Consider the following 17,335-nt stretch of genomic DNA (forward strand, 5'->3'; position numbering starts at 1 on the left):
CCGGTTTCCGCGGTGGGACAGGAAGCAGTCAGGGGGCTGTCCTCGGAATCCGGGCGGGCGGCCGGTCAGGAGGCGTTCGCGCGGCGCGCTTCGTAGGCACGGCGGAACGCGAGGCGGGCGTCCTTGCCGGACAGCCCTTGTGTGGAGTCGGTCCACAGGGCGGCGAACTCGCGTGTGGTGTCCGGGATCACGGGCATGTGGAAGAACGGCTCTGGTTGGCAGCCGCAGCCGTCGTGGCACTCGTCCTCGGTGCCACCTCGAGTACTGGCGGATTCTCGGGATAGGTACACGGCTCCGCGACTGGCGAGCATCGCGCACCACCAACACGGGTCGCCGTCGGTGACCCGCAGCCATCCGCGCGCGGCCGGATCGGCGGCGGTCGCCCGTTCCACGCGGGACCGCCCGGCGGCGAGAGTGTGCCGGACCGAGGCCGCCGCGACTCCTGGACCGGTCTGGTTCAGGATACGGACGAGGTCGAGACCGGCACCGACGAGCCGGGCGACGGTACGAGTACTGGTGACTGGAAGCGAAGTCAGTACCCGTTCGCGCCACCGGTCGTCCTCGACCTCGAGCTCGAACCGGGTGGCCTGGTCGTCGGTGGCGTTGAACAGCGCCTTGATTCGCGCGGCGCGGTAGGACTCGGCGGCCTGGGTGGTCGCGTCGGCGCATTCGACCAGGACGGCGAAGCGTTCCCGGTAGCGGTCTTTCTCCGGAGGTGTAAGCAGGCCGACGCTGCCGGGGATCTGGTCGGAGTTGGTCCTCGGTGTCATTCGGCAGGTTCCCTCTCGGGGTAGGGCTTCGCCAGTGCGGTGACCTGGCGGCGGGTCGAGCGGTTGAGCGGGTAGAGGTAGCGGTGTTTCACCGTGCGCTCGATCACCCGCGTGACGCCGGGGTCGATGGTGCGGCGCACGAAGGCTTCCGCGGTTTCCCCTGCTGGGCGGTGCACGGCCATGTGTCGCAGGGTGGGGCCGTGCACGAGCTGCCCGTGCACGACATAGGAGGCGTTGGTGGGCGCGGTCGTGCCGATGCAGGTCCAGTTACCGGCCTGATAGCCCGCCATGGTGCCCCTGGGCTGTGTCGGCATAGGACACGATCAGCCGAAGGCCAGGACAGGCGGCGCGGAGCTGACGGAGGCTGGCGGCGAGAATCTGCGTGACCGGGTGCTCATGCTGCCGGAGCGCCACCGCCGCCCTGGCAGCGGCGGCGCTGCGGCCGAAGATGATCACGCCGACGAACTCTCCGTGTTCCCAGATCCCGAACGGCGCGAGCTTGCTTCTCGGCATCTTCTGCGATTAGTGCCAGCGCAGGACGGCGTACTGCGCGGCGGACCAGTGGCACGGCGCGACCGGCAGCGGGACGGACGGGGCAGCGTGTGGTCCGCCCGGCGGCGGTCGCGTCACGCTGTCGTCGGGCAACGGTGCGGGCGGAGAGCTGGTCGAGCCGAGGGACGACAGTGCTCGGACGGAAGTCGGGTTCAGGCGCGGCCTTCTTTCGTTGAGTGCAGGACAACAGATTCACTGGGCGGCACCGCCTTCCTTGGCCGTGCACGACCTTCGCGGCAGAGCGTTGCGGCCAGGAGCCGGAGGTCCAAGCGGTCTCACCAGGCACGATCCGTCGTTTCAAGATCACTCGACTGGCGTATCGACCCGAACCGCGTTGGCGATTACCTTGAATTTGGGAGGGTTGGAAAGTTGTTCACAACTTTCTGCCAAGAGGGGTGGATTTCAGATGTCTAGATTGTCGCGATTCTTGCTGCGTACTGGTGTTCTTGCACTCACGCTGGGCGCGGCTGCGGCGTTCACGACCGGCGTCTCAGTCTCGTCGGGAATGCCGAAATTGGACCTGTCTCCTGGTTCTCCAGGAGTTGAACAGACCGGCGTCGATACGTGGGATATCCAATTCAAAAAATCTGGATCGACAGATGAGGCCGGGGTCTGTCATATGACATTTATCCAGCCGTCGATTGTAGCCATTGGCACCGCAACAGCCGTTCATTACGGCTTCAAAGCATTCTGCACAGAGCCGGTCGAGTACACTGTCAGGGCCAAGATTTTCACCACTGACCCCGCAGGATACCTCGATGAGGCGGGTTCGGTCAGTGGAGCTGGGGTGTCTCAGCAGCCGACAGTGCTGGGAAATTCGTTCCTGTGCTCGAATAACAATAACAGTGCGTGGACGCCATACGGCGAAGGCCAACTTCGAGGCGAAGGTTTCTCCCGCTCGGGAACCGCTGTGACAGTGGGCTGCACCTTTATCGGCTAGGTCGACGTTCGTCTCGGCGTCGACTCACCAACCCTCCCAGGCTGGGATTTCAACGGGGTCGACGCCGGATGCGGACCTGACGCGAGCTGGATACCATGAGTTATGACTACATTGAGCCTGGTCCCTGCCGAGACTGTTGCGCGCTCGGAAGGCGTGCACACCTGGCATGGCGGTCTGTCCTCAAGTGAGAACTTTCTTCACATCACGTTGATTGTCGAGAAGCAGCCGAGCAAGGGGCTCGGTAGTCGCCCTCTCGCACTCAATTCCCAGTTTCCTGAGCTATTCAGCGTTTCCGTAGAGGGTCCGCAAGGAACCATCGTCCCGTTGACGTATGGAGTCGCCAGTGGATCAGACCCGCTCATTACGTCCCTAGTAGCAAACGCCGATGCCGTCCCCGGTGATCACGTGCTGAAAATCGAGTCCGCTGAGCTCAACGTGAACTACAGCCGCACGTTCACCATAAAGTGACGTTCCGCCCTCCAGGCCGGGTCAAAGGTTCGTGGCGCGTGCGCCACAACAGGAGGCCCTGCGGCCGGCATCTGGGCGGTGCCGAAATCGCCCGAGTTTCGTACACACCGCGAGGTGCTGTGCCTAACCGGTGTGCGGCGGCCGTGGCGCGGGGGTCACCCCCTCCCAGGGGCAGTACGTGGCGAACGCCGTCCGCGCCGCGCGGAGCTGGCCGCCTCGTCGGCACCGAGCGACGGCGAGCCCGGTGCCGGTTCGGTGTCCGGTCCGAGCTCGTCGACGGGCTCAACGTCGTCAGCAGCGACGGCGAATCCGGCCGAGAGCAGCCATTCCGCGGCGGCGGTGTCTTGGTCGATGATGCTGCCGCCGGGGCGTCCGCCGAGCGGGCGCAACAGCTTCACGCGCATGTGGTCACCTTTCGATCAGACCGGGATGCGGTTCGGGTGGTCGGCGCGCGGACGGGCAGCGCGTCCGCCTTCCCGTCCGCTCTTGCTCGCATGACACGGTGAGCAGATGCCTTGCAGGTTGGTCTCGCGGTGGTCGTCGCCGGGCACGATGTGATCGACCTCGGTTGCCGGCGCGGACCAGCACACGCGGCACGTCGGATCACATCGAAGGACACGGCGCCGGATCGTGGGCCAGGTGCGTGGGAGACGGGCGGCGCGATCGCTGCCAGACCATGCGGACATGAGAAAGCCCCCGTCCTGTCGGTACGGGGGCGAGGCACGACAGAGCCCCGGCTACATGAGGGGGAGGGTGTAACCGGGGCTCTGTCGCTGTCGAGGCGGAACTGTGGCGCAGCCGAGGGACCTTCACGCCTTCCTCAAGTACATGAAGGCCCCCTTCCTTGCGTCTAGCGCAAGGAAGGGGGCCTTCATGTACTTCAAAGCGAGTGCGGCGGTGGCGTGGCGGGTCGCGCCTTTCGTGGGGTTGCGGCAGTGAGGCCCATCACGTAGCGTCCCGGCCACGAACATGAAGTCGGTTCATGTTCGTGGCCGGGAGGTGCGACTCATGACGGTGAGCCGGAGGCGGGTTCTCGCGGGTGCGGCGGCGTTGCCCGTCGCGGCGAGCATGCTCGGCGCCCAGCAGGCGCAAGCGGCGCCGTCGAAGGGTTTCCGCGTCGGCGTCGGCATCTCCGACGTCACCGGCCCGGCCGCCGAGAACGGCATGATGGGCTACTCGATGCCGCAGCAGCAGACCGCCGGCATCCACCTCCGCACCCGGGCGCGGGCCTTCGTGGTCGACGACGGAGCCAAGCGGATCGCCTTCGTCACCGCCGACCTCGGCGCGCTGTTCCAGGCGGTCCACCAGGGCGTGCTGCGCAAGCTCCAGTCCGCGTACGGCGACCTGTACACCGAACAGAACGTGCTGCTCAACGCCACGCACACCCACTCCGCTTGCGGCGGGGATTCCCATTACGCCGCTTATGATCTGGCGATCCTCGGCTTCCAGCAGGAGGTCTACGACGCCGTCGTCGACGGGATCTTCGAGGCGATCAGCCGGGCGCACGCGAACCTCGCGCCCGGGTCGATCCGGCTCGGCCGCGCCGAGCTCACCAAGGCGAGCGTCAACCGTTCCCGCAAGGCCTTCGACCTGAACCCCCAGGCCGACAAGGACCACTTCCCGCAGGCGATCGATCCGGCCGTCACGGTGCTGCGGTTCAGCCAGAACGGCGTCGACGTCGGCGCGATCAGCTGGTTCGCCACGCACGGGACGTCGATGAGCAACGGCAACCACCTGATCAGCGGCGACAACAAGGGATACGCCGCCTACGAGTGGGAGCACGACCACGCCGGCGTGCGCTACCTCGACGGGAACCCGCGGTTCGTCGCCGCGTTCCCGCAGACCAACACCGGCGACATGAGCCCGAACCTGAACCTGGAACCCGGCACGCCCGAAACAGAGTTCGAGAACACCCGCACCATCGGCGACCTCCAGTTCCGCGCGGCGAAGAGCGCCTTCGACGCCGCCGCCGAGGCCGTGACGGGCGGCGTCGACCACCGGATGTGTTACGTGGACATGTCCGACGTGGCCGTCGACGCGAAGTACACGCCGAACGGACGGCTGCAGCGCACCTGCACCGCCGCGATCGGCGTCTCGATGCTGGCGGGCAGCCGTGAGGACGGCCCCGGTCTGCCGCTGCCGGAAGGGGTGAAGAACCCGTTCATCGACTGGCTCGGCGGCATCGACGCGCCGATCCCGCAGGCACTCGCCGACGCGCACGCGCCGAAGGTGATCGCGGTGCCGTTCGGCGCGATGAAGCCGTATCCGTGGACGCCGGAGGTCCTGCCGCTGCAGCTCGTCCGGATCGGGCAGCTGCACCTCGTGGCCGTACCGGCCGAACTGACCATCGTCTCCGGGCTGCGCTTGCGCCGCACCGTCGCCGCCGAACTCGGTGTCCCGCTGGAGAACGTGCTCGTCCAGGGCTACTCCAACGCCTACAGCCAGTACGTCACCACTCCGGAGGAGTACGACTCGCAGCAGTACGAAGGCGCGTCGACCCTCTACGGCCGCTACACACTTCCCGCGTACCAGCAGGAATTCGCCAAACTGGCGGCCGCGATGAAGGCGGGGACCTCGGTTCCGCACGGTCCGACGCCGCGGGATCTGCGCGGCAAGCTGATCAACTTCCAGCCCGGCGTCGTCTTCGACAGCCCGCCCGCGTTCAAGAGCTTCGGTGACGTCCTGGCCGACGCGAAGAGCACGTACGCGCGCGGCGAGCAGGTCGCGGTCGAGTTCGTCACCGGGCATCCGAAGAACGACCCCCGGCGCGGCGGCACGTTCCTGGAGATCCAGCGGCTGGTCGACGGCAAGTGGGTCCGCCACGCCGACGACGGCGACTGGGACACGAAATACCACTGGGCGCGGACGTTCGTCGCCGAATCGAAAGCCGTCGTCCACTGGAAGATCCCCGCGAACGCCCCGATCGGCAAATATCGCGTGGTCCACTTCGGCAACTGGAAGAACGGCTGGAACGGGGCGATCTCCGCGTTCAGCGGGACTTCGCGGACGTTCGTCGTTTCCTGACACCGAAAGGGTCCTTCGTGCGGAAGCTCGCCGTACTCGCGATCGCCGCCGCCTTGCTCGCCGGAACCGCCGTCCCCGCCCAAGCGGCGGTCACGGTGAAGGTCATGGCGTTCAACATCTGGCAGCTGCCCTGGATCGCCAGCCCGAACACCGCGGACAAGCAGGCGCGCGCCCGCGCGGCGGAGGCCGTCATCCGCGCGAACGACGCCGACGTCGTCGTCCTGGACGAGGCTTTCAGCGCCCAGGCGGAGGAAATGCGGAACCGGCTGAAGGACGTCTGGCCGCATCAGACCCCGCTCGTCGGGCAGTACTGCTCCACGTCACCGGGCTGGACCACGGTGAACGGCAACTGCTCGAATTCCCCGATCGTGGTCAACGGCGGGGTCACCGTGCTGAGCAAGGCGCCGGTGACCGAACAGCACCAGCTGGTCTTCCGCAATTCCTACTCCGGCACCGCGGACTACCTGTCGAACAAGGGCGCCGCGCTCGCCCGTCTGGTCGTCGCCGGCAAGCCGGTCTGGATCGCGGGCACCCACATGCAGGCCGACGAGGGACCGGAGACACTGCCGAAGGCGCACGACGTCCGGATGGCGCAGCTCGGCGAGATCCGGGACCTGGTCACGAAATACGCCCCCGCCGGGGAGCCGGTCGTCATCGCGGGCGACCTGAACATCGAGTACTGGGCGGGGCAAGCACGCAAGGATTCCCTCGGCCGGACCCAGGTTCAGCAAGGTGAGGCCTTCCTCGACGGCGTTCTCCGCACGACGGGCGAAGGCGCGTACACCTTCGACGCGGCGACGAACCCCAATGCGGCGAAGTCCGTTCCGGCGACCTACCGCGACTCGCTGGACTACGTCGGCGCCGTACGCGCGGGCGGCCGTCCACTCGCCGCTGTCGGCCCGGTACAGCTCGTGCATTACGACGGTGGCACGATTCCCTCCGACCACTACCCGGTGGTGGCCAAGATCCAATACTGAGGCCTTCATCGGGAGAATCGCCTCGAGGAGGATCATGGCATCGCTGCCAGCACGGACGAGGTACCGCTACTCGCTCGGCTCGTTCGTCACCGGCGCCTTCGGCACGGTTCCCGGCCTGCTCCTCCTGAAGTACCTCACCGACACGATGGGCGTCGCGGCGGGCGTGGCCGGCCTGATCGTCTTCGTTCCCAAAGCGTGGGACGTGCTCTTCAACCCGATCGCGGGACGGCTCTCGGACGCGGACATGGTCCGCACCGGGAGCCGCCGCCGTTTCCTGCTCTACGGCGGCATCGGCGTCGCGATTCTCTTCGCGGCCCTGTTCGCGCACCCCGGCTTCGGTGGCCCTGTGCCCGACGCGATCTACGTCGTCGTCGTGTTCCTGTTGTGCGCCACGGCGTACGCCTTCTTCCAGGTGCCGTTCAACGCGCTGCCCGCCGAGCTGACGGACTCGGCCGAAGAGCGTACGAAGCTGACCAGCGTCCGGATCGGTTTCCTCGCGGTCGCCATCCTGGTGTCCGGTGGCGGCGCGCCCGCGATCACCGACCTGATCGGCGGTGTCGCCGGCTACCGGGTGATGGGCCTGTTCATCGCCGTGGTCATCCTGCTCGCGACGCTCGGCGTGTACTTCGGGCTCAAGGACGCTCCCGTCGGCGCGCTGCGGCCGAACACGGTGAGCCCGCGCGAGCTGCTCCGGACGCTGGCGCAGTGGCGGCCGTTCCGCTGGCTGCTCGGCGTCTACTTCATCCAGGCGCTCGGCATCGGCACGGTGCTGGCCGCCATCCCGTTCTTCGCCGAGCGGATCCTCGGCAGCTCCGGCTACTCGACGGTCCTGTTCGTCGGCTTCGTCGGTCCGGCGCTGCTGACCATGCCGCTGTGGCCGAAACTCGGGGCGAGCGTCGGGAAACTGGCCGGATTCCGGATCGCGACCGCCGCGTTCGGGATCGGGTTGCTCGGTCTTCTCGGCGCGAAGGTGTTCCCGTTCCCCGTCACGATGGTGTTCGTCGCCTTTTGCGGCGTCGGGTACGCGGGGATCTCGGTGTTCCCGCTGGCGATCCTGCCGGACCTGATCAGCGACGAGGAGGAGCGGACCGGCGAGACCAGGGCCGGGGTCGCGGCCGGGGTCTGGACCGCGTCCGAGACGCTGGGGCTCGCGCTCGGGCCGGGGCTCTGGGGGCTGGTGCTGCAGTTCGGCGGCTACCAGTCCAGCCTCGACGCCAAGGCCGCGCAACCGGACAGCGCGCTCACGGCGATCCTGCTCGGCGCGTCGATCCTTCCGGCCGTGCTGATCGTGCTCGGCATCCCGTTGCTGCGCAAGTCGGTGCTGGAGCGCCGGTCGTGACCGCCGAGGACGTCCTGAAGGAGCTTCGGGACCTGCGCGCGGGAGACCTGCCGACCCACGGCGGCCGGACGCTCGCGTACGTCTACGACAGCGGTCTGTCCGAAGTGGACGAACTCGGCGCGGCGGCGCACGCGCTGGCCTCGTCGGCCAACGGTCTCGACCCGACGGCGTTCCCGAGTCTGCTGCGGATGGAGAACGACCTCGTCGGCACGGCCGCCCGGTTGCTGGGCGGTACGGCGGACACGGTCGGCTCGGTGACGTCGGGTGGCACGGAGTCGTGCATGCTCGCGGTCCTGGCCGCCCGCGACGCGCGCCCGGACGTGTCCTCGCCGAGCATCGTGCTGCCCACGACCGCGCACGCCGCGTTCCACAAGGCCGCACATTTCTTCGGTGTGCGCGTGGTTTCGGTGCCGGTCGATCCGGTGAGCTTCCGCGCCGTTCCCGAGGCGATGGCCGCGGCGGTCGACGACAGCACGGTGCTCGTGGTCGCGAGCGCGCCGTCGTACGCCCACGGCGTCCTCGACCCGATCCCGGAGATCGCCGCGTCGCTGGACGGCGTCCGGTTCCACGTCGACGCGTGCATCGGCGGCTGGGTGCTGCCGTATCTGGGGCTCGGCCCGTTCGGGTTCGACGTCCCCGGCGTCACCAGTGTCTCGGTGGATCTGCACAAGTACGCGTACTGCCCGAAAGGCGTGTCGGTCCTCTTGCACGCCGACGCCGGGCTGCGTCGTTCGCAGTACTTCGCCAGTGCGGACTGGCCCGGCTACACGATGCTGAACACCACGCTGCAGAGCACGCGGTCCGGCGGTCCGCTCGCCGCCGCGTGGGCTGTCGTGCGGCATGTCGGCGAAGAGGGTTACCGCGAACTGGCTTCGGCGGCGCGTGAAGCGGCCGTGGAGATCCGCGCCGGGATCGAGGCGCTGGACGGGTTGCGGATCCTCGGCGATCCGGTGTCGACCCTGCTCGCGTTCACCGTGGCGGACGGCGCCGGATTCGACCTGTTCACCGTCGCGGACGAGATGCGCGAGCGCGGCTGGTACGTCCAGCCGCAGTTCGCCCACGAGTCCTCGCCCGCGAACCTTCACCTGACGGTCACGGCCGCGAACCGGGGGAGTGAGAAGGATTTCCTCGCCGATCTCGGCGCTTCGGCCGTGGCCGCCCGAGAGGCCGGACCGGTCGTCGTCGATCCACAGGTGGCCGAGTTCGTCGCCGCGCTGGATCCCGCCACGCTGACGCCGGAGCAGTTCGCCGGGCTGCTCGCCGCGGCGGGCCTCGGCGGCGACGCGGGCCTGCCCACCCGGATGGCGGAGATCAACGCCCTGCTGGCCACGGCACCCGGTCCGCTGCGGGAGCGGCTGCTGCTCGAGTTCCTCGGCGCGTTGTACACGGCTTCCTGAGCCTCCCTTGACGCAATCAATCGGTTGCTATACAAAGTTATAGCAACCGATTGATTGCTACTTGAGGAGGCTGTCGTGGGATTCCCCGACCGGATCGAACGCACCGTCGAGATCGCCCATCCGCCCGCGAAGGTCTGGGCCGCGCTGACCACGGCCGAAGGGCTGGGCACCTGGTTCGGCAACCAGGCCAGCATCGACCTGCGGCCCGGTGGCGACGCCGAGATGAAATGGGACGAGGGGCACAAGGCGGTCATGCGCGTCGAGCGTGTGGAAGAGCCGGAGATCTTCGGCTTCACCTGGAACATCTACGGCCTGCCCGACGACGACCCTCGCCGCACCTACGTCGAGTTCACCCTCGCCCCGAACGGCGGAGGCACGCGGCTCACCGTCGTCGAGACCGGTTTTTCCCAGCTGCCGGACGACGTCCACCAGGTCGCGTTCGAAGGGAACACGAAGGGGTGGGCGGCCGAGCTGGGCGAACTGATCGAATACCTCGATGCCGCCTGACAACGAAGCGATCGCCGAACAGGTCTTCGTCGCCTTGGCCGACCCGAGCAGGCGGAGTATTCTCGCCGTCCTCGCCTCGGGCGGCCCGGCCACGGCGACCGACCTGGCGGACCGGCTGCCGATCACGCGGCAGGCCATCGCCAAGCACCTCGCGCTGCTCACCGACGCCGGCCTCGTGATCCCGGAGCAGGGGGAGCGGCGTCGCGTCCGGTACCGGCTGCACTCGGCGCCGATGCAGGTCGCCCAGCAGTTCCTCGCCGCGCTCGCCCGCGATTGGGACGGGCCGCTCGCGGCGCTGAAAGACCATCTGGAGGGTTCAGCATGAGTTTCACCGAGGAGTCGGCGCGATGAACACAGTGTCCGCCGCGGAATGGGAAGAAGCGCGTCTTCGGATGCTGGTCAAGGAGAAGGAGCTGACCCGCGCCCGCGACGCGCTCGCGGCCGAGCGGCGGCGGATGCCGTGGCTCGCGATCGAGAAACCGTACGAGTTCGAAGGCCCATCCGGGACGGTGAACCTGCTCGACCTGTTCGAGGGACGCCGTCAGCTGATCGTCTACCGGGCGTTCTTCGATCCCGGCGTGGAGGGTTTCCCCGACCACGCCTGCAAAGGCTGCTCGCTGGTCGCCGACCAGGTCGCGCACGTCGCGCATCTGAACGCCCGTGACACCACGCTCGCCTTCGCCTCACGTGGCACCCAGCCGGATATCGCGCGGCTGAAGACGCGGATGGGCTGGACGATGCCGTGGTACACGATCACCGGCGATTTCGACGTCGACTTCGGCGTCGGCGAGTGGCACGGCACCAACGCCTTCATCCGCGAGGGTGACCAGGTGTTCCGGACGTACTTCGTCAACGGTCGCGGCGACGAGGCGCTGGGGGGCACCTGGGGCTACCTCGACATCACGGCGCTGGGGCGGCAGGAGGAATGGGAGGACTCGCCGGAGGGTCATCCGCAGACGCCGCCGTACGAGTGGTGGAACTGGCACGACGCTTACGAGGATTCCGCGTCGTCCGGTGGCGGGTGCTGCTCGGCGTCGTGAGCCTGGGTTAGGGTCCGGCCGGTGGAGAGTCTGTTTCTGACCAGGGTGCTGGACGCGCTGCGTTCGGGTGGCGACGAGGTGCTGTTCGTCCAGGACGGCGTGAAGACCACCTACGGGCAGGCACTCGAACTGGTACGCCGGATGTACGCGGGACTGCCGGACGGCGGCGTGGTCGCCATCGACGCCGGTAACCGGCCCGAAACCGTCCTCCTGCAGATCGCCGCCCAGCTGCGGGGTTCGACGGTCCTGCTCGTCGCCGCGTCGGCGAGTGCGCCGGATCGCCTCGCCGCGGTCGAGGCGGCCGGGGTCACGACCCTGGTGGCCGAGCACGCGGCGGACTGGCCGGACGGGGTGACCACGCTCGGCGAACTGGTGGACCGTGACGGTGCCGGCCCGGCGGAGCTGCCGGGGTCGGTCACCGTCGTCTTTCCCACCGGTGGCACCACCGGAACGCCGAAACTCATCCGGCACAGCGGGATCTACGACGGGATGGCCCATATCTTCGCGCCGGACCCGGCGGGGCCGGGGCGCACCCTGCTGATCGCGCCGATGACGCATATGACCGGCAACGCCACCGTGCTGGGGGCGATCCTGCGGCGGGAAAGCGTGGTGCTGCTGCGAGGCTTCGACGCGGGCGCCGTCCTGGACGCGATCGCGGAACACCGGATCACCACGTTGTCCCTCACGCCCGCGCGGCTGGCCGCGGTGCTCGACCATCCGGCCATGGCCTCGACCGATGTCGGCAGTGTGCGCGGGCTGTCGCTGGGTGCCGCCCCGCTTCCGCCGCGGCGGCTGGCTCAGGCACTCGACGTGTTCGGGCCCGTGGTCGGGCAGGGATACGGGCTCACCGAGGCCCCGATGATCGCGAGCATCTCCGCGGCGGAACTCGACGGACGGCCGGAGCGGCTCGAATCCGTCGGCCGGATCGTCCCCGGCATGGAGGCGCGGATCGACGACGGGGAGGTCCTGGTGCGCGGGCTGTCCATGATGGACGGTTACCACGGGCAGGCGCCGATCGGGGACGGCTGGCTGCGGACCGGTGATCTCGGACGGTTCGACGACGAGGGGTATCTCTACCTGCTGGACCGGGCGAACGACGTCATCATCACCGGCGAACACGGCACCAAGGTGTATTCGACGGTGGTCGAGAACGCGCTCGCGCGGCATCCACTGATCCGTTCCGCGGCCGTTTTCGGTGTTCCGGGCGACGACGGCGAGGGTGAGCGGGTCCACGCCGTGGTGGTGCCGGTCGCTTCGGGAGCGCTGTCGGCCGAAGACGTCCGTGCCCAGGCCAGGGAGTTCTTCGGGCGGGAGCATTTCGTACCGTCCGATGTGGACTTCGCCGAGGCGCTGCCGTTGACGGCGATCGGGAAGGTCGACAAGCGGGCGCTGCGGGCGCCGTTCTGGGCCGGGCACCGCCGCGGCATCGCCTGAGCCGGGGGAACTCGGTCGGGTGAGAGCGCTGCTGGGCGGGTATGCCGGTGCTACGGTCCGCCTGATCAGGCATTTCCGCGCAGGAAGGACCCGATGATGACCGCCGCGCACACCGAACACGCCGGCCACACGCACGCTCACGGCGAAGGCTGCGGCCACGTCGCCGTACCCCACGGAGACCACGTCGACTACGTGCACGACGGGCATCTGCACCGTGCTCACGACGGGCATTTCGACGAATGCGAGACCGGCGAACACATCCCGCACCAGGGCCACGACCACGCCCACGGCGAGGGGTGCGGCCATGTCGCGGTGCCGCACGGAGACCACGTCGACTACCTGCACGACGGCCACCGCCACGCCGCGCACGGGGACCACTACGACGACCACTGACCTCATACGTAGTGAGCGGCGAGGGCGGTTCCGTTGAGGGGGAAGGCAACCGTGTCGTGTTGCGAAAGCCACTTTCACAACCTTCAACGTTGTGAAAGTGGCTTTCGCAACGTTGAAGGAGCCGCTAAGTCGCGGAAGTGCCCATTACCTAGTCCGTGAAGGCCTCCTTGAGGGACCCAGGGTCCCTCAAGGAGGCCTTCACGGACCGTACTTGCCGCAGGCAGTCAGTGGACGTGGACCGCTTCCCACTCCGGAAACGGATCCACGCCGCCCGAACCGACGGCCAGACAGGCCTCGAGCGAGTCCAGCAGCGCGTCCTTCTCCAGCCCTACACCGATGAACACCAGTTCCTGCCGCGGCGCCTCCTCGACGCCCTGCGGCTCGAACCGGGCCACCGAACCGGCCTGCGACCACAGCCCGGTCACCCCGGGCCGCGACGCCAGCGAGAAGAACCCCTTCGACCGCAGGACCGTCCCGAACTCCCCGGTGTCGAGCCGCTCGACGAAGGCCCACAGCCGTTCCGGATCGAAAGCCACCGCGGCGCGGAAGACGACGCTGGAGATCCCGTATTCCTCCGTCTCCGGCACGTGATCACCGTTGAGTTCCGCCACCCACCCGGGTGCTTCCTGCGCCCGCTCGATGTCGTAGCGCCCGGTGCCGAGCACCCGGTCGAGCGGGACGCGGCCGTGGGTCGCGACGACGACCTCGGCAGCCGGGTTGAGCCGCCGCAACACCGCCGTCAGCCGGTCGAGCGAACCGGCCGGGACCAGGTCCGCCTTGTTCAGCAGGAGGACGTCCGCGAACTCGATCTGGTCCATCAGCAGGTCGCTGACCGTCCGCTCGTCCCCGTCGTACTGGTCCAGCCCGCGTTCGGTCAGCGCGTCCCCGGCGGCCAGTTCCCGCTCGAAGTTCACCGCGTCGACCACGGTCACCATCGTGTCGAGCCGCGCGGAATCCAGGAACGAGAACGTCGCCGCCACCGGCATCGGCTCGGAGATGCCGCTCGATTCGATGAGCAGGTAGTCGAACCGCCCGTCCTCGCACAGCCGCGAAACCTCCTCCAGGAGGTCGTCGCGCAAGGTGCAGCAGATGCAGCCGTTGGTCATCTCGACGAGCCGTTCCTCGGTGCGGGACAGGCTGTTCCCGTCCCGCACCAGCGCGGCGTCGATGTTGACCTCGCTCATGTCGTTCACGATCACCGCCACCCGCAGCCCGTCGCGGTTGGCGAGGACGTGGTTGAGCACGGTCGTCTTGCCCGCACCGAGGAAGCCGGACAGCACCGTGACGGGCGTCGTCACGCCCCACCCTGGTGAAAGTGCTTCATCAGCTTGCGCGGCACGAGTTTCGTCTCGCCGTTCACCTTGATCGGCACCAGATCCGGCACGGCCGCCTTCCACTGCGAGCGACGGGACCGGGTGTTGCTGCGCGACATCTTCCGCTTCGGGACGGCCATTACTTCGACCCTCCGCGACGGCCGTAGCGGCGGTGGAACTTCTCGACCTGGCCGGCGCTGTCCATGATCCGCTGGTTGCCGGTCCAGAACGGATGCGACCACGAGCTGATCTCGACGTTCACCAGCGGGTAGGTGTTGCCGTCGCTCCACTCGATGGTCTGCTCCGACGTGGCGGTGGAGCGGGTCAGGAAGGCGTCCCCGGTGGAGAGGTCCTTGAACACCACAGGGTGGTAGTCGGGGTGGATACCCGGTTTCACTGCGTTTCGTCCTTTCGGTTCGACGCGTTCACGTCGTGCTTCTCGGGGTCGGTTTCCGTGTCCTCGCACGGTTCTTCGTGCCACTCGCCGAACGGATCCGGGTAGCGGAGCCATTCCTGTTCCCCGGCGGCGAGCTCTTCCTCGGTCAGCAGGGCCCCGTTCAGGGCGGCTTCGATCTCGTCGGGGGTGGCCTGATCGGTGACGACGACCAGTTCCTGCGCGCGGTCGCCGAAGAGCGGGTCCCAGCGCAGGGACGCGAGGGTGCGCCGTTCGGGGGAGACGGCGGCCCAGTCCGGGCCGTCCGGGGCGGCGAGCCACGGCCCGGCGTGCCCGACGCCGAGACCGCCGCCCGCGGATTCGATCCACAGCGCCATGTCCGGCTGGCTCGCCACCCAGAGCCGTCCCCGGGTGCGGACGACGCCGTCGAGCAGGACGTCGATCGCGTCGTGGAGGCGCTCCGGGTGGAACGGGCGCTGCGAGGTGAAGGTGAGCAGCCCGATCCCGCAGTCGGTGTGCAACGGCGGCTGGCCGCGCAGCAGCGGCCCGTGCATGTCGGTGACCTCGCCGCGCCGGGCGTCGGCGGGGACGGCGTCGAGCACGGTCTTCCCGTCCACTAAGGACAGTTCGACGCGGGGGATCGACGGCGCGACCCGGTCGAGTACGGCCGAGGCCTTCGCCGCGGACCAGGCGTCGGTCGCCGCGCCGGCAAGGACGAGCAGATCGGCGAACTCGACCTGGGACAGCGCGACCTGCGCGACGGTGCGCTCGTCCTCGGGGCTGGCGAGCAGGTTCCGCTCGGCGAGCGTGTCGTCGCCGGTGCTGTCGCCCAGCCAGTCCGCGCAGTCGACGACCGTCAGCACGGCCCGCAGGTCGACGTCCTCGATCACCGGCCGCTCGCCGACGAGGACGTTGTGCAGCGCCCAGCTGACCGGCTCTGGCTCCATCGCCTCGTCGAGCCGCACCACGATCCGCCGCACCTGCGGCATCCGGGAGAGCTTGCGCAGCAACGGCAACAGGTCCTCGCGCAGGGTGCACGAGACGCAGCCGTGCGCCAGTTCGAGAACCGTCAGCCGGTCGCGGTCGCCGAGCCGGATCCGGCGCCGGACCACACCGGAGTGGATCTGCCTCAGGTCGTGGTGCACCACGGCGGTGCCGGGTTCGGCGAGGCGCAGCCGCTCGGCGAGGTCGGCGTTCGGTCCCGGTGCGAGGCCACTGATCAGGACGAGGGGCACACGGGGGTTGTCGGTCACTGAAGCTCCGGGGCGTCGAGGGCGTTCTGGTTCGGCTGTGTAGAGTAAATGAAAACGACAACCGATATCAACTTGGGAGGGTATATGTCCGCCGTGTGCCAGGTCACCGGCCGCAAACCGGGTTACGGGAAGCAGGTGTCGCATTCGCATCGGCGCACGTCCCGGCGCTGGGAGCCGAACCTGCAGGCCAAGCGGTACTTCGTGCCGAGTGAAGGGCGCTGGGTCCGGCTGCGGGTCTCGGTGAAGGGCATGAAGACCATCGACAAGCGGGGGATCGAGGCCGTCGTGGCCGAGCTCCGCGCGAAAGGGGTGAAGCTCTGATGGCCAAGAGCACCGACATCCGGCCGATCATCAAGCTCCGCTCGACCGCCGGCACCGGCTACACGTACGTCACCAAGAAGAACCGCCGGAACGACCCGGATCGGATGGTCCTGCGCAAATACGACCCGATCGCGCGCAAGCACGTCGAGTTCAAGGAGGAGCGCTGATGGCCAAGAAGTCCAAGATCGCCAAGAACGAGCAGCGCAAGGTCGTCGCCGCCCGCTACGTCGAACGGCGCCGTGAGCTGAAGGCCACCATCGCCTCGCCCTCCGCGTCGCCGGAGGAGAAGGCCGCCGCCGTGTCGGCCCTGCAGGCGATGCCGCGCGACGCCAGTGCGACCCGGATCCGCAATCGCGACGCCGCGGACGGCCGCCCGCGCGGTTACCTGCGGAAGTTCGGGCTCTCGCGGGTCCGGATGCGGCAGATGGCGCACAACGGCGAACTGCCCGGCGTCACGAAATCGAGCTGGTGAGCACGATGGCCAAGCCGAACCGCGACCGTCCGTACAAGCGCAAGACGAACCTGTTGCACGCCAACAAGATCACCGAGGTGGACTGGAAGGACGCCGACCTGCTGCGGAAGTTCATCTCCGACCGCGGCAAGATCCGCGCCCGCCGGGTCACCGGGCTGACGCCCCAGCAGCAGAAACAGGTCGCCACGGCGATCAAGAACGCCCGCGAGATGGCGTTGCTGCCCTACCCCAACGCGGGGCGCTGACGCCGCCGGTCCGGGCGGTGCGACGCGCCGCCCGGACCGCGTCGCTGTGGGAGAATCGACCTCATGACGGAGAACCCCGGACAGGCCGAGGAATTCGATCCCGAACTGCTGGAGTTGTGGGCCAAGGTGTTCGGCTTCGCCCGCTCGGGCGCGACGGCCGAGCTCGCCGCGTACGTCGACGCGGGGGTCTCGGCGAACCTCACCAACGACCGGGGCGACACGCTGGTCATGCTCGCCGCCTACCACGGTCACGCGGAGACCGTCGCGGCGCTGATCGAGCGCGGCGCCGATCCGAACCGGGAGAACGACCGCGGCCAGAGCCCGCTCGCCGGCGCGGTCTTCAAGAACGAGCCCGAGGTCGTGAAAGCGCTCCTCAAGGGCGGCGCGGACGCGACGGCGGGGGAGCCGTCGGCGATCGACGCGGCCCGGATGTTCGGCAACACCGAGCTGCTGGCACTGCTCGAGCGCTGAGGCGGTTCTCACTCGGATCGCGGTC

At 68.5% G+C, this 17,335-nt stretch carries 25 protein-coding genes; 16 read left to right on the forward strand and 9 right to left on the reverse strand.

Annotation, left to right across the window (positions count from 1 at the left end):
- Nucleotides 1-65 precede the first annotated feature (65 nt).
- From AMK34_RS02975 to AMK34_RS02985, 3 genes are read right to left on the reverse strand one after another with little or no spacing between them, the layout of a single operon-like run.
- Nucleotides 66-770 carry a VG15 protein gene (locus tag AMK34_RS02975; protein ID WP_051972528.1) on the reverse strand — a complete coding sequence of 235 codons (705 nt, stop codon included), beginning with the start codon at nt 768-770 and terminating at the stop codon, nt 66-68.
- On the reverse strand, nt 767-1,060 hold the full coding sequence (locus AMK34_RS02980) for a Mom family adenine methylcarbamoylation protein (RefSeq protein ID WP_038514133.1): 294 nt from the start codon (nt 1,058-1,060) through the stop codon (nt 767-769). The genes AMK34_RS02975 and AMK34_RS02980 overlap by 4 nt, the downstream gene beginning before the upstream one ends.
- The gene (locus AMK34_RS02985) at nt 1,038-1,283 is read right to left on the reverse strand and encodes a Mom family adenine methylcarbamoylation protein (protein WP_073842767.1); all 246 of its coding nucleotides are present in this window, start codon (nt 1,281-1,283) and stop codon (nt 1,038-1,040) included. Before AMK34_RS02985 ends, AMK34_RS02980 begins: the two co-directional genes overlap by 23 nt.
- A 466-nt stretch (nt 1,284-1,749) precedes the next feature.
- Here AMK34_RS02985 and AMK34_RS42475 point away from each other — a divergent pair, with 466 nt between their 5' ends.
- Together AMK34_RS42475 and AMK34_RS42950 are read left to right on the forward strand one after the other, a co-directional pair.
- Nucleotides 1,750-2,262 carry a hypothetical protein gene (locus AMK34_RS42475; protein ID WP_143202323.1) on the forward strand — a complete coding sequence of 171 codons (513 nt, stop codon included), beginning with the start codon at nt 1,750-1,752 and terminating at the stop codon, nt 2,260-2,262.
- Between the two features lie 102 nt (nt 2,263-2,364).
- A complete protein-coding gene (locus tag AMK34_RS42950) occupies nt 2,365-2,730 on the forward strand; it encodes a hypothetical protein (RefSeq protein ID WP_148311535.1) in 366 nt (121 codons plus the stop codon).
- A gap of 155 nt (nt 2,731-2,885) precedes the next feature.
- On the opposite strand, the gene AMK34_RS02990 is transcribed toward AMK34_RS42950, so the two are convergent.
- Nucleotides 2,886-3,134: a hypothetical protein gene (locus tag AMK34_RS02990; protein ID WP_073842769.1), complete on the reverse strand. Its 249-nt coding sequence runs from the start codon at nt 3,132-3,134 to the stop codon at nt 2,886-2,888.
- A 15-nt stretch (nt 3,135-3,149) separates the two neighbouring features.
- Nucleotides 3,150-3,416 carry an HNH endonuclease gene (locus AMK34_RS43900; protein ID WP_073842771.1) on the reverse strand — a complete coding sequence of 89 codons (267 nt, stop codon included), beginning with the start codon at nt 3,414-3,416 and terminating at the stop codon, nt 3,150-3,152.
- Nucleotides 3,417-3,738: 322 nt separating this feature from the next.
- Here AMK34_RS43900 and AMK34_RS03000 point away from each other — a divergent pair, with 322 nt between their 5' ends.
- The 9 genes from AMK34_RS03000 to AMK34_RS03040 all read left to right on the forward strand — a co-directional run bounded on the left by AMK34_RS03000 (nt 3,739) and on the right by AMK34_RS03040 (nt 12,841).
- Nucleotides 3,739-5,754 carry a neutral/alkaline ceramidase gene (locus tag AMK34_RS03000; RefSeq protein ID WP_073842773.1) on the forward strand — a complete coding sequence of 672 codons (2,016 nt, stop codon included), beginning with the start codon at nt 3,739-3,741 and terminating at the stop codon, nt 5,752-5,754.
- A gap of 17 nt (nt 5,755-5,771) precedes the next feature.
- The gene (locus AMK34_RS03005; RefSeq protein ID WP_038514126.1) at nt 5,772-6,731 is read left to right on the forward strand and encodes a sphingomyelin phosphodiesterase; all 960 of its coding nucleotides are present in this window, start codon (nt 5,772-5,774) and stop codon (nt 6,729-6,731) included.
- 34 nt (nt 6,732-6,765) lie between these two features.
- On the forward strand, nt 6,766-8,070 hold the full coding sequence (locus tag AMK34_RS03010) for an MFS transporter (RefSeq protein ID WP_038514123.1): 1,305 nt from the start codon (nt 6,766-6,768) through the stop codon (nt 8,068-8,070).
- Complete coding sequence (locus AMK34_RS03015) at nt 8,067-9,467, forward strand: pyridoxal phosphate-dependent decarboxylase family protein (protein ID WP_073842775.1); 1,401 nt, start codon at nt 8,067-8,069, stop codon at nt 9,465-9,467. Before AMK34_RS03010 ends, AMK34_RS03015 begins: the two co-directional genes overlap by 4 nt.
- A 75-nt stretch (nt 9,468-9,542) precedes the next feature.
- Nucleotides 9,543-9,974: an SRPBCC domain-containing protein gene (locus AMK34_RS03020; protein WP_038514118.1), complete on the forward strand. Its 432-nt coding sequence runs from the start codon at nt 9,543-9,545 to the stop codon at nt 9,972-9,974.
- Complete coding sequence (locus AMK34_RS03025) at nt 9,964-10,299, forward strand: ArsR/SmtB family transcription factor (protein ID WP_037337245.1); 336 nt, start codon at nt 9,964-9,966, stop codon at nt 10,297-10,299. The genes AMK34_RS03020 and AMK34_RS03025 overlap by 11 nt, the downstream gene beginning before the upstream one ends.
- A gap of 22 nt (nt 10,300-10,321) precedes the next feature.
- Nucleotides 10,322-11,014 (forward strand): DUF899 domain-containing protein, encoded by a 693-nt coding sequence (locus AMK34_RS03030; RefSeq protein ID WP_073842777.1) that lies wholly within the window; start codon nt 10,322-10,324, stop codon nt 11,012-11,014.
- Nucleotides 11,015-11,035: 21 nt separating this feature from the next.
- Complete coding sequence (locus AMK34_RS03035; RefSeq protein WP_073842779.1) at nt 11,036-12,448, forward strand: AMP-binding protein; 1,413 nt, start codon at nt 11,036-11,038, stop codon at nt 12,446-12,448.
- A gap of 96 nt (nt 12,449-12,544) precedes the next feature.
- Nucleotides 12,545-12,841 carry a hypothetical protein gene (locus AMK34_RS03040; protein WP_073844536.1) on the forward strand — a complete coding sequence of 99 codons (297 nt, stop codon included), beginning with the start codon at nt 12,545-12,547 and terminating at the stop codon, nt 12,839-12,841.
- A 224-nt stretch (nt 12,842-13,065) separates the two neighbouring features.
- Here the strand turns inward: AMK34_RS03040 and AMK34_RS03045 are convergent, their stop codons facing one another.
- Genes AMK34_RS03045 through mrf form a run of 4 tightly spaced genes read right to left on the reverse strand, consistent with a single transcriptional unit; the run spans nt 13,066 to nt 15,801 of the window.
- The gene (locus tag AMK34_RS03045) at nt 13,066-14,139 is read right to left on the reverse strand and encodes a GTP-binding protein (protein WP_073842781.1); all 1,074 of its coding nucleotides are present in this window, start codon (nt 14,137-14,139) and stop codon (nt 13,066-13,068) included.
- The gene (gene rpmF, locus AMK34_RS03050; protein ID WP_038514106.1) at nt 14,136-14,294 is read right to left on the reverse strand and encodes a 50S ribosomal protein L32; all 159 of its coding nucleotides are present in this window, start codon (nt 14,292-14,294) and stop codon (nt 14,136-14,138) included. The genes AMK34_RS03045 and rpmF overlap by 4 nt, the downstream gene beginning before the upstream one ends.
- Nucleotides 14,294-14,551, reverse strand: a complete 258-nt coding sequence (locus AMK34_RS03055; RefSeq protein ID WP_034306403.1) for a type B 50S ribosomal protein L31 — start codon at nt 14,549-14,551, stop codon at nt 14,294-14,296. Before AMK34_RS03055 ends, rpmF begins: the two co-directional genes overlap by 1 nt.
- Nucleotides 14,548-15,801: a ribosome hibernation factor-recruiting GTPase MRF gene (gene mrf, locus AMK34_RS03060; protein ID WP_073842783.1), complete on the reverse strand. Its 1,254-nt coding sequence runs from the start codon at nt 15,799-15,801 to the stop codon at nt 14,548-14,550. The genes AMK34_RS03055 and mrf overlap by 4 nt, the downstream gene beginning before the upstream one ends.
- An 84-nt stretch (nt 15,802-15,885) precedes the next feature.
- On the opposite strand from mrf, the gene rpmB reads away from it, so the two are divergent.
- The 5 genes from rpmB (at nt 15,886) to AMK34_RS03085 (ending at nt 17,310) form a co-directional block, all read left to right on the forward strand.
- On the forward strand, nt 15,886-16,122 hold the full coding sequence (gene rpmB, locus AMK34_RS03065) for a 50S ribosomal protein L28 (RefSeq protein WP_005149951.1): 237 nt from the start codon (nt 15,886-15,888) through the stop codon (nt 16,120-16,122).
- Nucleotides 16,122-16,289 carry a 50S ribosomal protein L33 gene (rpmG, locus tag AMK34_RS03070; RefSeq protein ID WP_016334057.1) on the forward strand — a complete coding sequence of 56 codons (168 nt, stop codon included), beginning with the start codon at nt 16,122-16,124 and terminating at the stop codon, nt 16,287-16,289. Before rpmB ends, rpmG begins: the two co-directional genes overlap by 1 nt.
- Complete coding sequence (rpsN, locus tag AMK34_RS03075) at nt 16,289-16,594, forward strand: 30S ribosomal protein S14 (protein ID WP_016334058.1); 306 nt, start codon at nt 16,289-16,291, stop codon at nt 16,592-16,594. The genes rpmG and rpsN overlap by 1 nt, the downstream gene beginning before the upstream one ends.
- Nucleotides 16,591-16,839 (forward strand): 30S ribosomal protein S18, encoded by a 249-nt coding sequence (gene rpsR, locus AMK34_RS03080; RefSeq protein ID WP_038514098.1) that lies wholly within the window; start codon nt 16,591-16,593, stop codon nt 16,837-16,839. Before rpsN ends, rpsR begins: the two co-directional genes overlap by 4 nt.
- Nucleotides 16,840-16,902: 63 nt before the next feature.
- The gene (locus tag AMK34_RS03085) at nt 16,903-17,310 is read left to right on the forward strand and encodes an ankyrin repeat domain-containing protein (RefSeq protein WP_038514095.1); all 408 of its coding nucleotides are present in this window, start codon (nt 16,903-16,905) and stop codon (nt 17,308-17,310) included.
- The last annotated feature ends 25 nt before the right edge of the window (nt 17,311-17,335 follow it).

Source organism: Amycolatopsis sp. CB00013 (assembly GCF_001905755.1).
Classification (GTDB): domain Bacteria; phylum Actinomycetota; class Actinomycetes; order Mycobacteriales; family Pseudonocardiaceae; genus Amycolatopsis; species Amycolatopsis japonica.

Excerpts from the sequence above, each read along its gene's own strand:
- AMK34_RS03030 (WP_073842777.1), top strand. The coding sequence starts at position 10,322 with ATGAACACAGTGTCCGCCGCGGAATGGGAAGAAGCGCGTCTTCGGATG.
- AMK34_RS02975 (WP_051972528.1), bottom strand. The coding sequence starts at position 770 with ATGACACCGAGGACCAACTCCGACCAGATCCCCGGCAGCGTCGGCCTG.
- AMK34_RS02985 (WP_073842767.1), bottom strand. The coding sequence starts at position 1,283 with ATGCCGAGAAGCAAGCTCGCGCCGTTCGGGATCTGGGAACACGGAGAG.
- AMK34_RS43900 (WP_073842771.1), bottom strand. The coding sequence starts at position 3,416 with ATGTCCGCATGGTCTGGCAGCGATCGCGCCGCCCGTCTCCCACGCACC.
- AMK34_RS02990 (WP_073842769.1), bottom strand. The coding sequence starts at position 3,134 with ATGCGCGTGAAGCTGTTGCGCCCGCTCGGCGGACGCCCCGGCGGCAGC.
- AMK34_RS03040 (WP_073844536.1), top strand. The coding sequence starts at position 12,545 with ATGACCGCCGCGCACACCGAACACGCCGGCCACACGCACGCTCACGGC.
- AMK34_RS02980 (WP_038514133.1), bottom strand. The coding sequence starts at position 1,060 with ATGGCGGGCTATCAGGCCGGTAACTGGACCTGCATCGGCACGACCGCG.
- AMK34_RS03085 (WP_038514095.1), top strand. The coding sequence starts at position 16,903 with ATGACGGAGAACCCCGGACAGGCCGAGGAATTCGATCCCGAACTGCTG.
- rpsN (WP_016334058.1), top strand. The coding sequence starts at position 16,289 with ATGGCCAAGAAGTCCAAGATCGCCAAGAACGAGCAGCGCAAGGTCGTC.
- AMK34_RS03010 (WP_038514123.1), top strand. The coding sequence starts at position 6,766 with ATGGCATCGCTGCCAGCACGGACGAGGTACCGCTACTCGCTCGGCTCG.
- AMK34_RS03000 (WP_073842773.1), top strand. The coding sequence starts at position 3,739 with ATGACGGTGAGCCGGAGGCGGGTTCTCGCGGGTGCGGCGGCGTTGCCC.
- AMK34_RS03025 (WP_037337245.1), top strand. The coding sequence starts at position 9,964 with ATGCCGCCTGACAACGAAGCGATCGCCGAACAGGTCTTCGTCGCCTTG.
- rpmG (WP_016334057.1), top strand. The coding sequence starts at position 16,122 with ATGGCCAAGAGCACCGACATCCGGCCGATCATCAAGCTCCGCTCGACC.
- rpmF (WP_038514106.1), bottom strand. The coding sequence starts at position 14,294 with ATGGCCGTCCCGAAGCGGAAGATGTCGCGCAGCAACACCCGGTCCCGT.
- AMK34_RS42950 (WP_148311535.1), top strand. The coding sequence starts at position 2,365 with ATGACTACATTGAGCCTGGTCCCTGCCGAGACTGTTGCGCGCTCGGAA.
- rpmB (WP_005149951.1), top strand. The coding sequence starts at position 15,886 with ATGTCCGCCGTGTGCCAGGTCACCGGCCGCAAACCGGGTTACGGGAAG.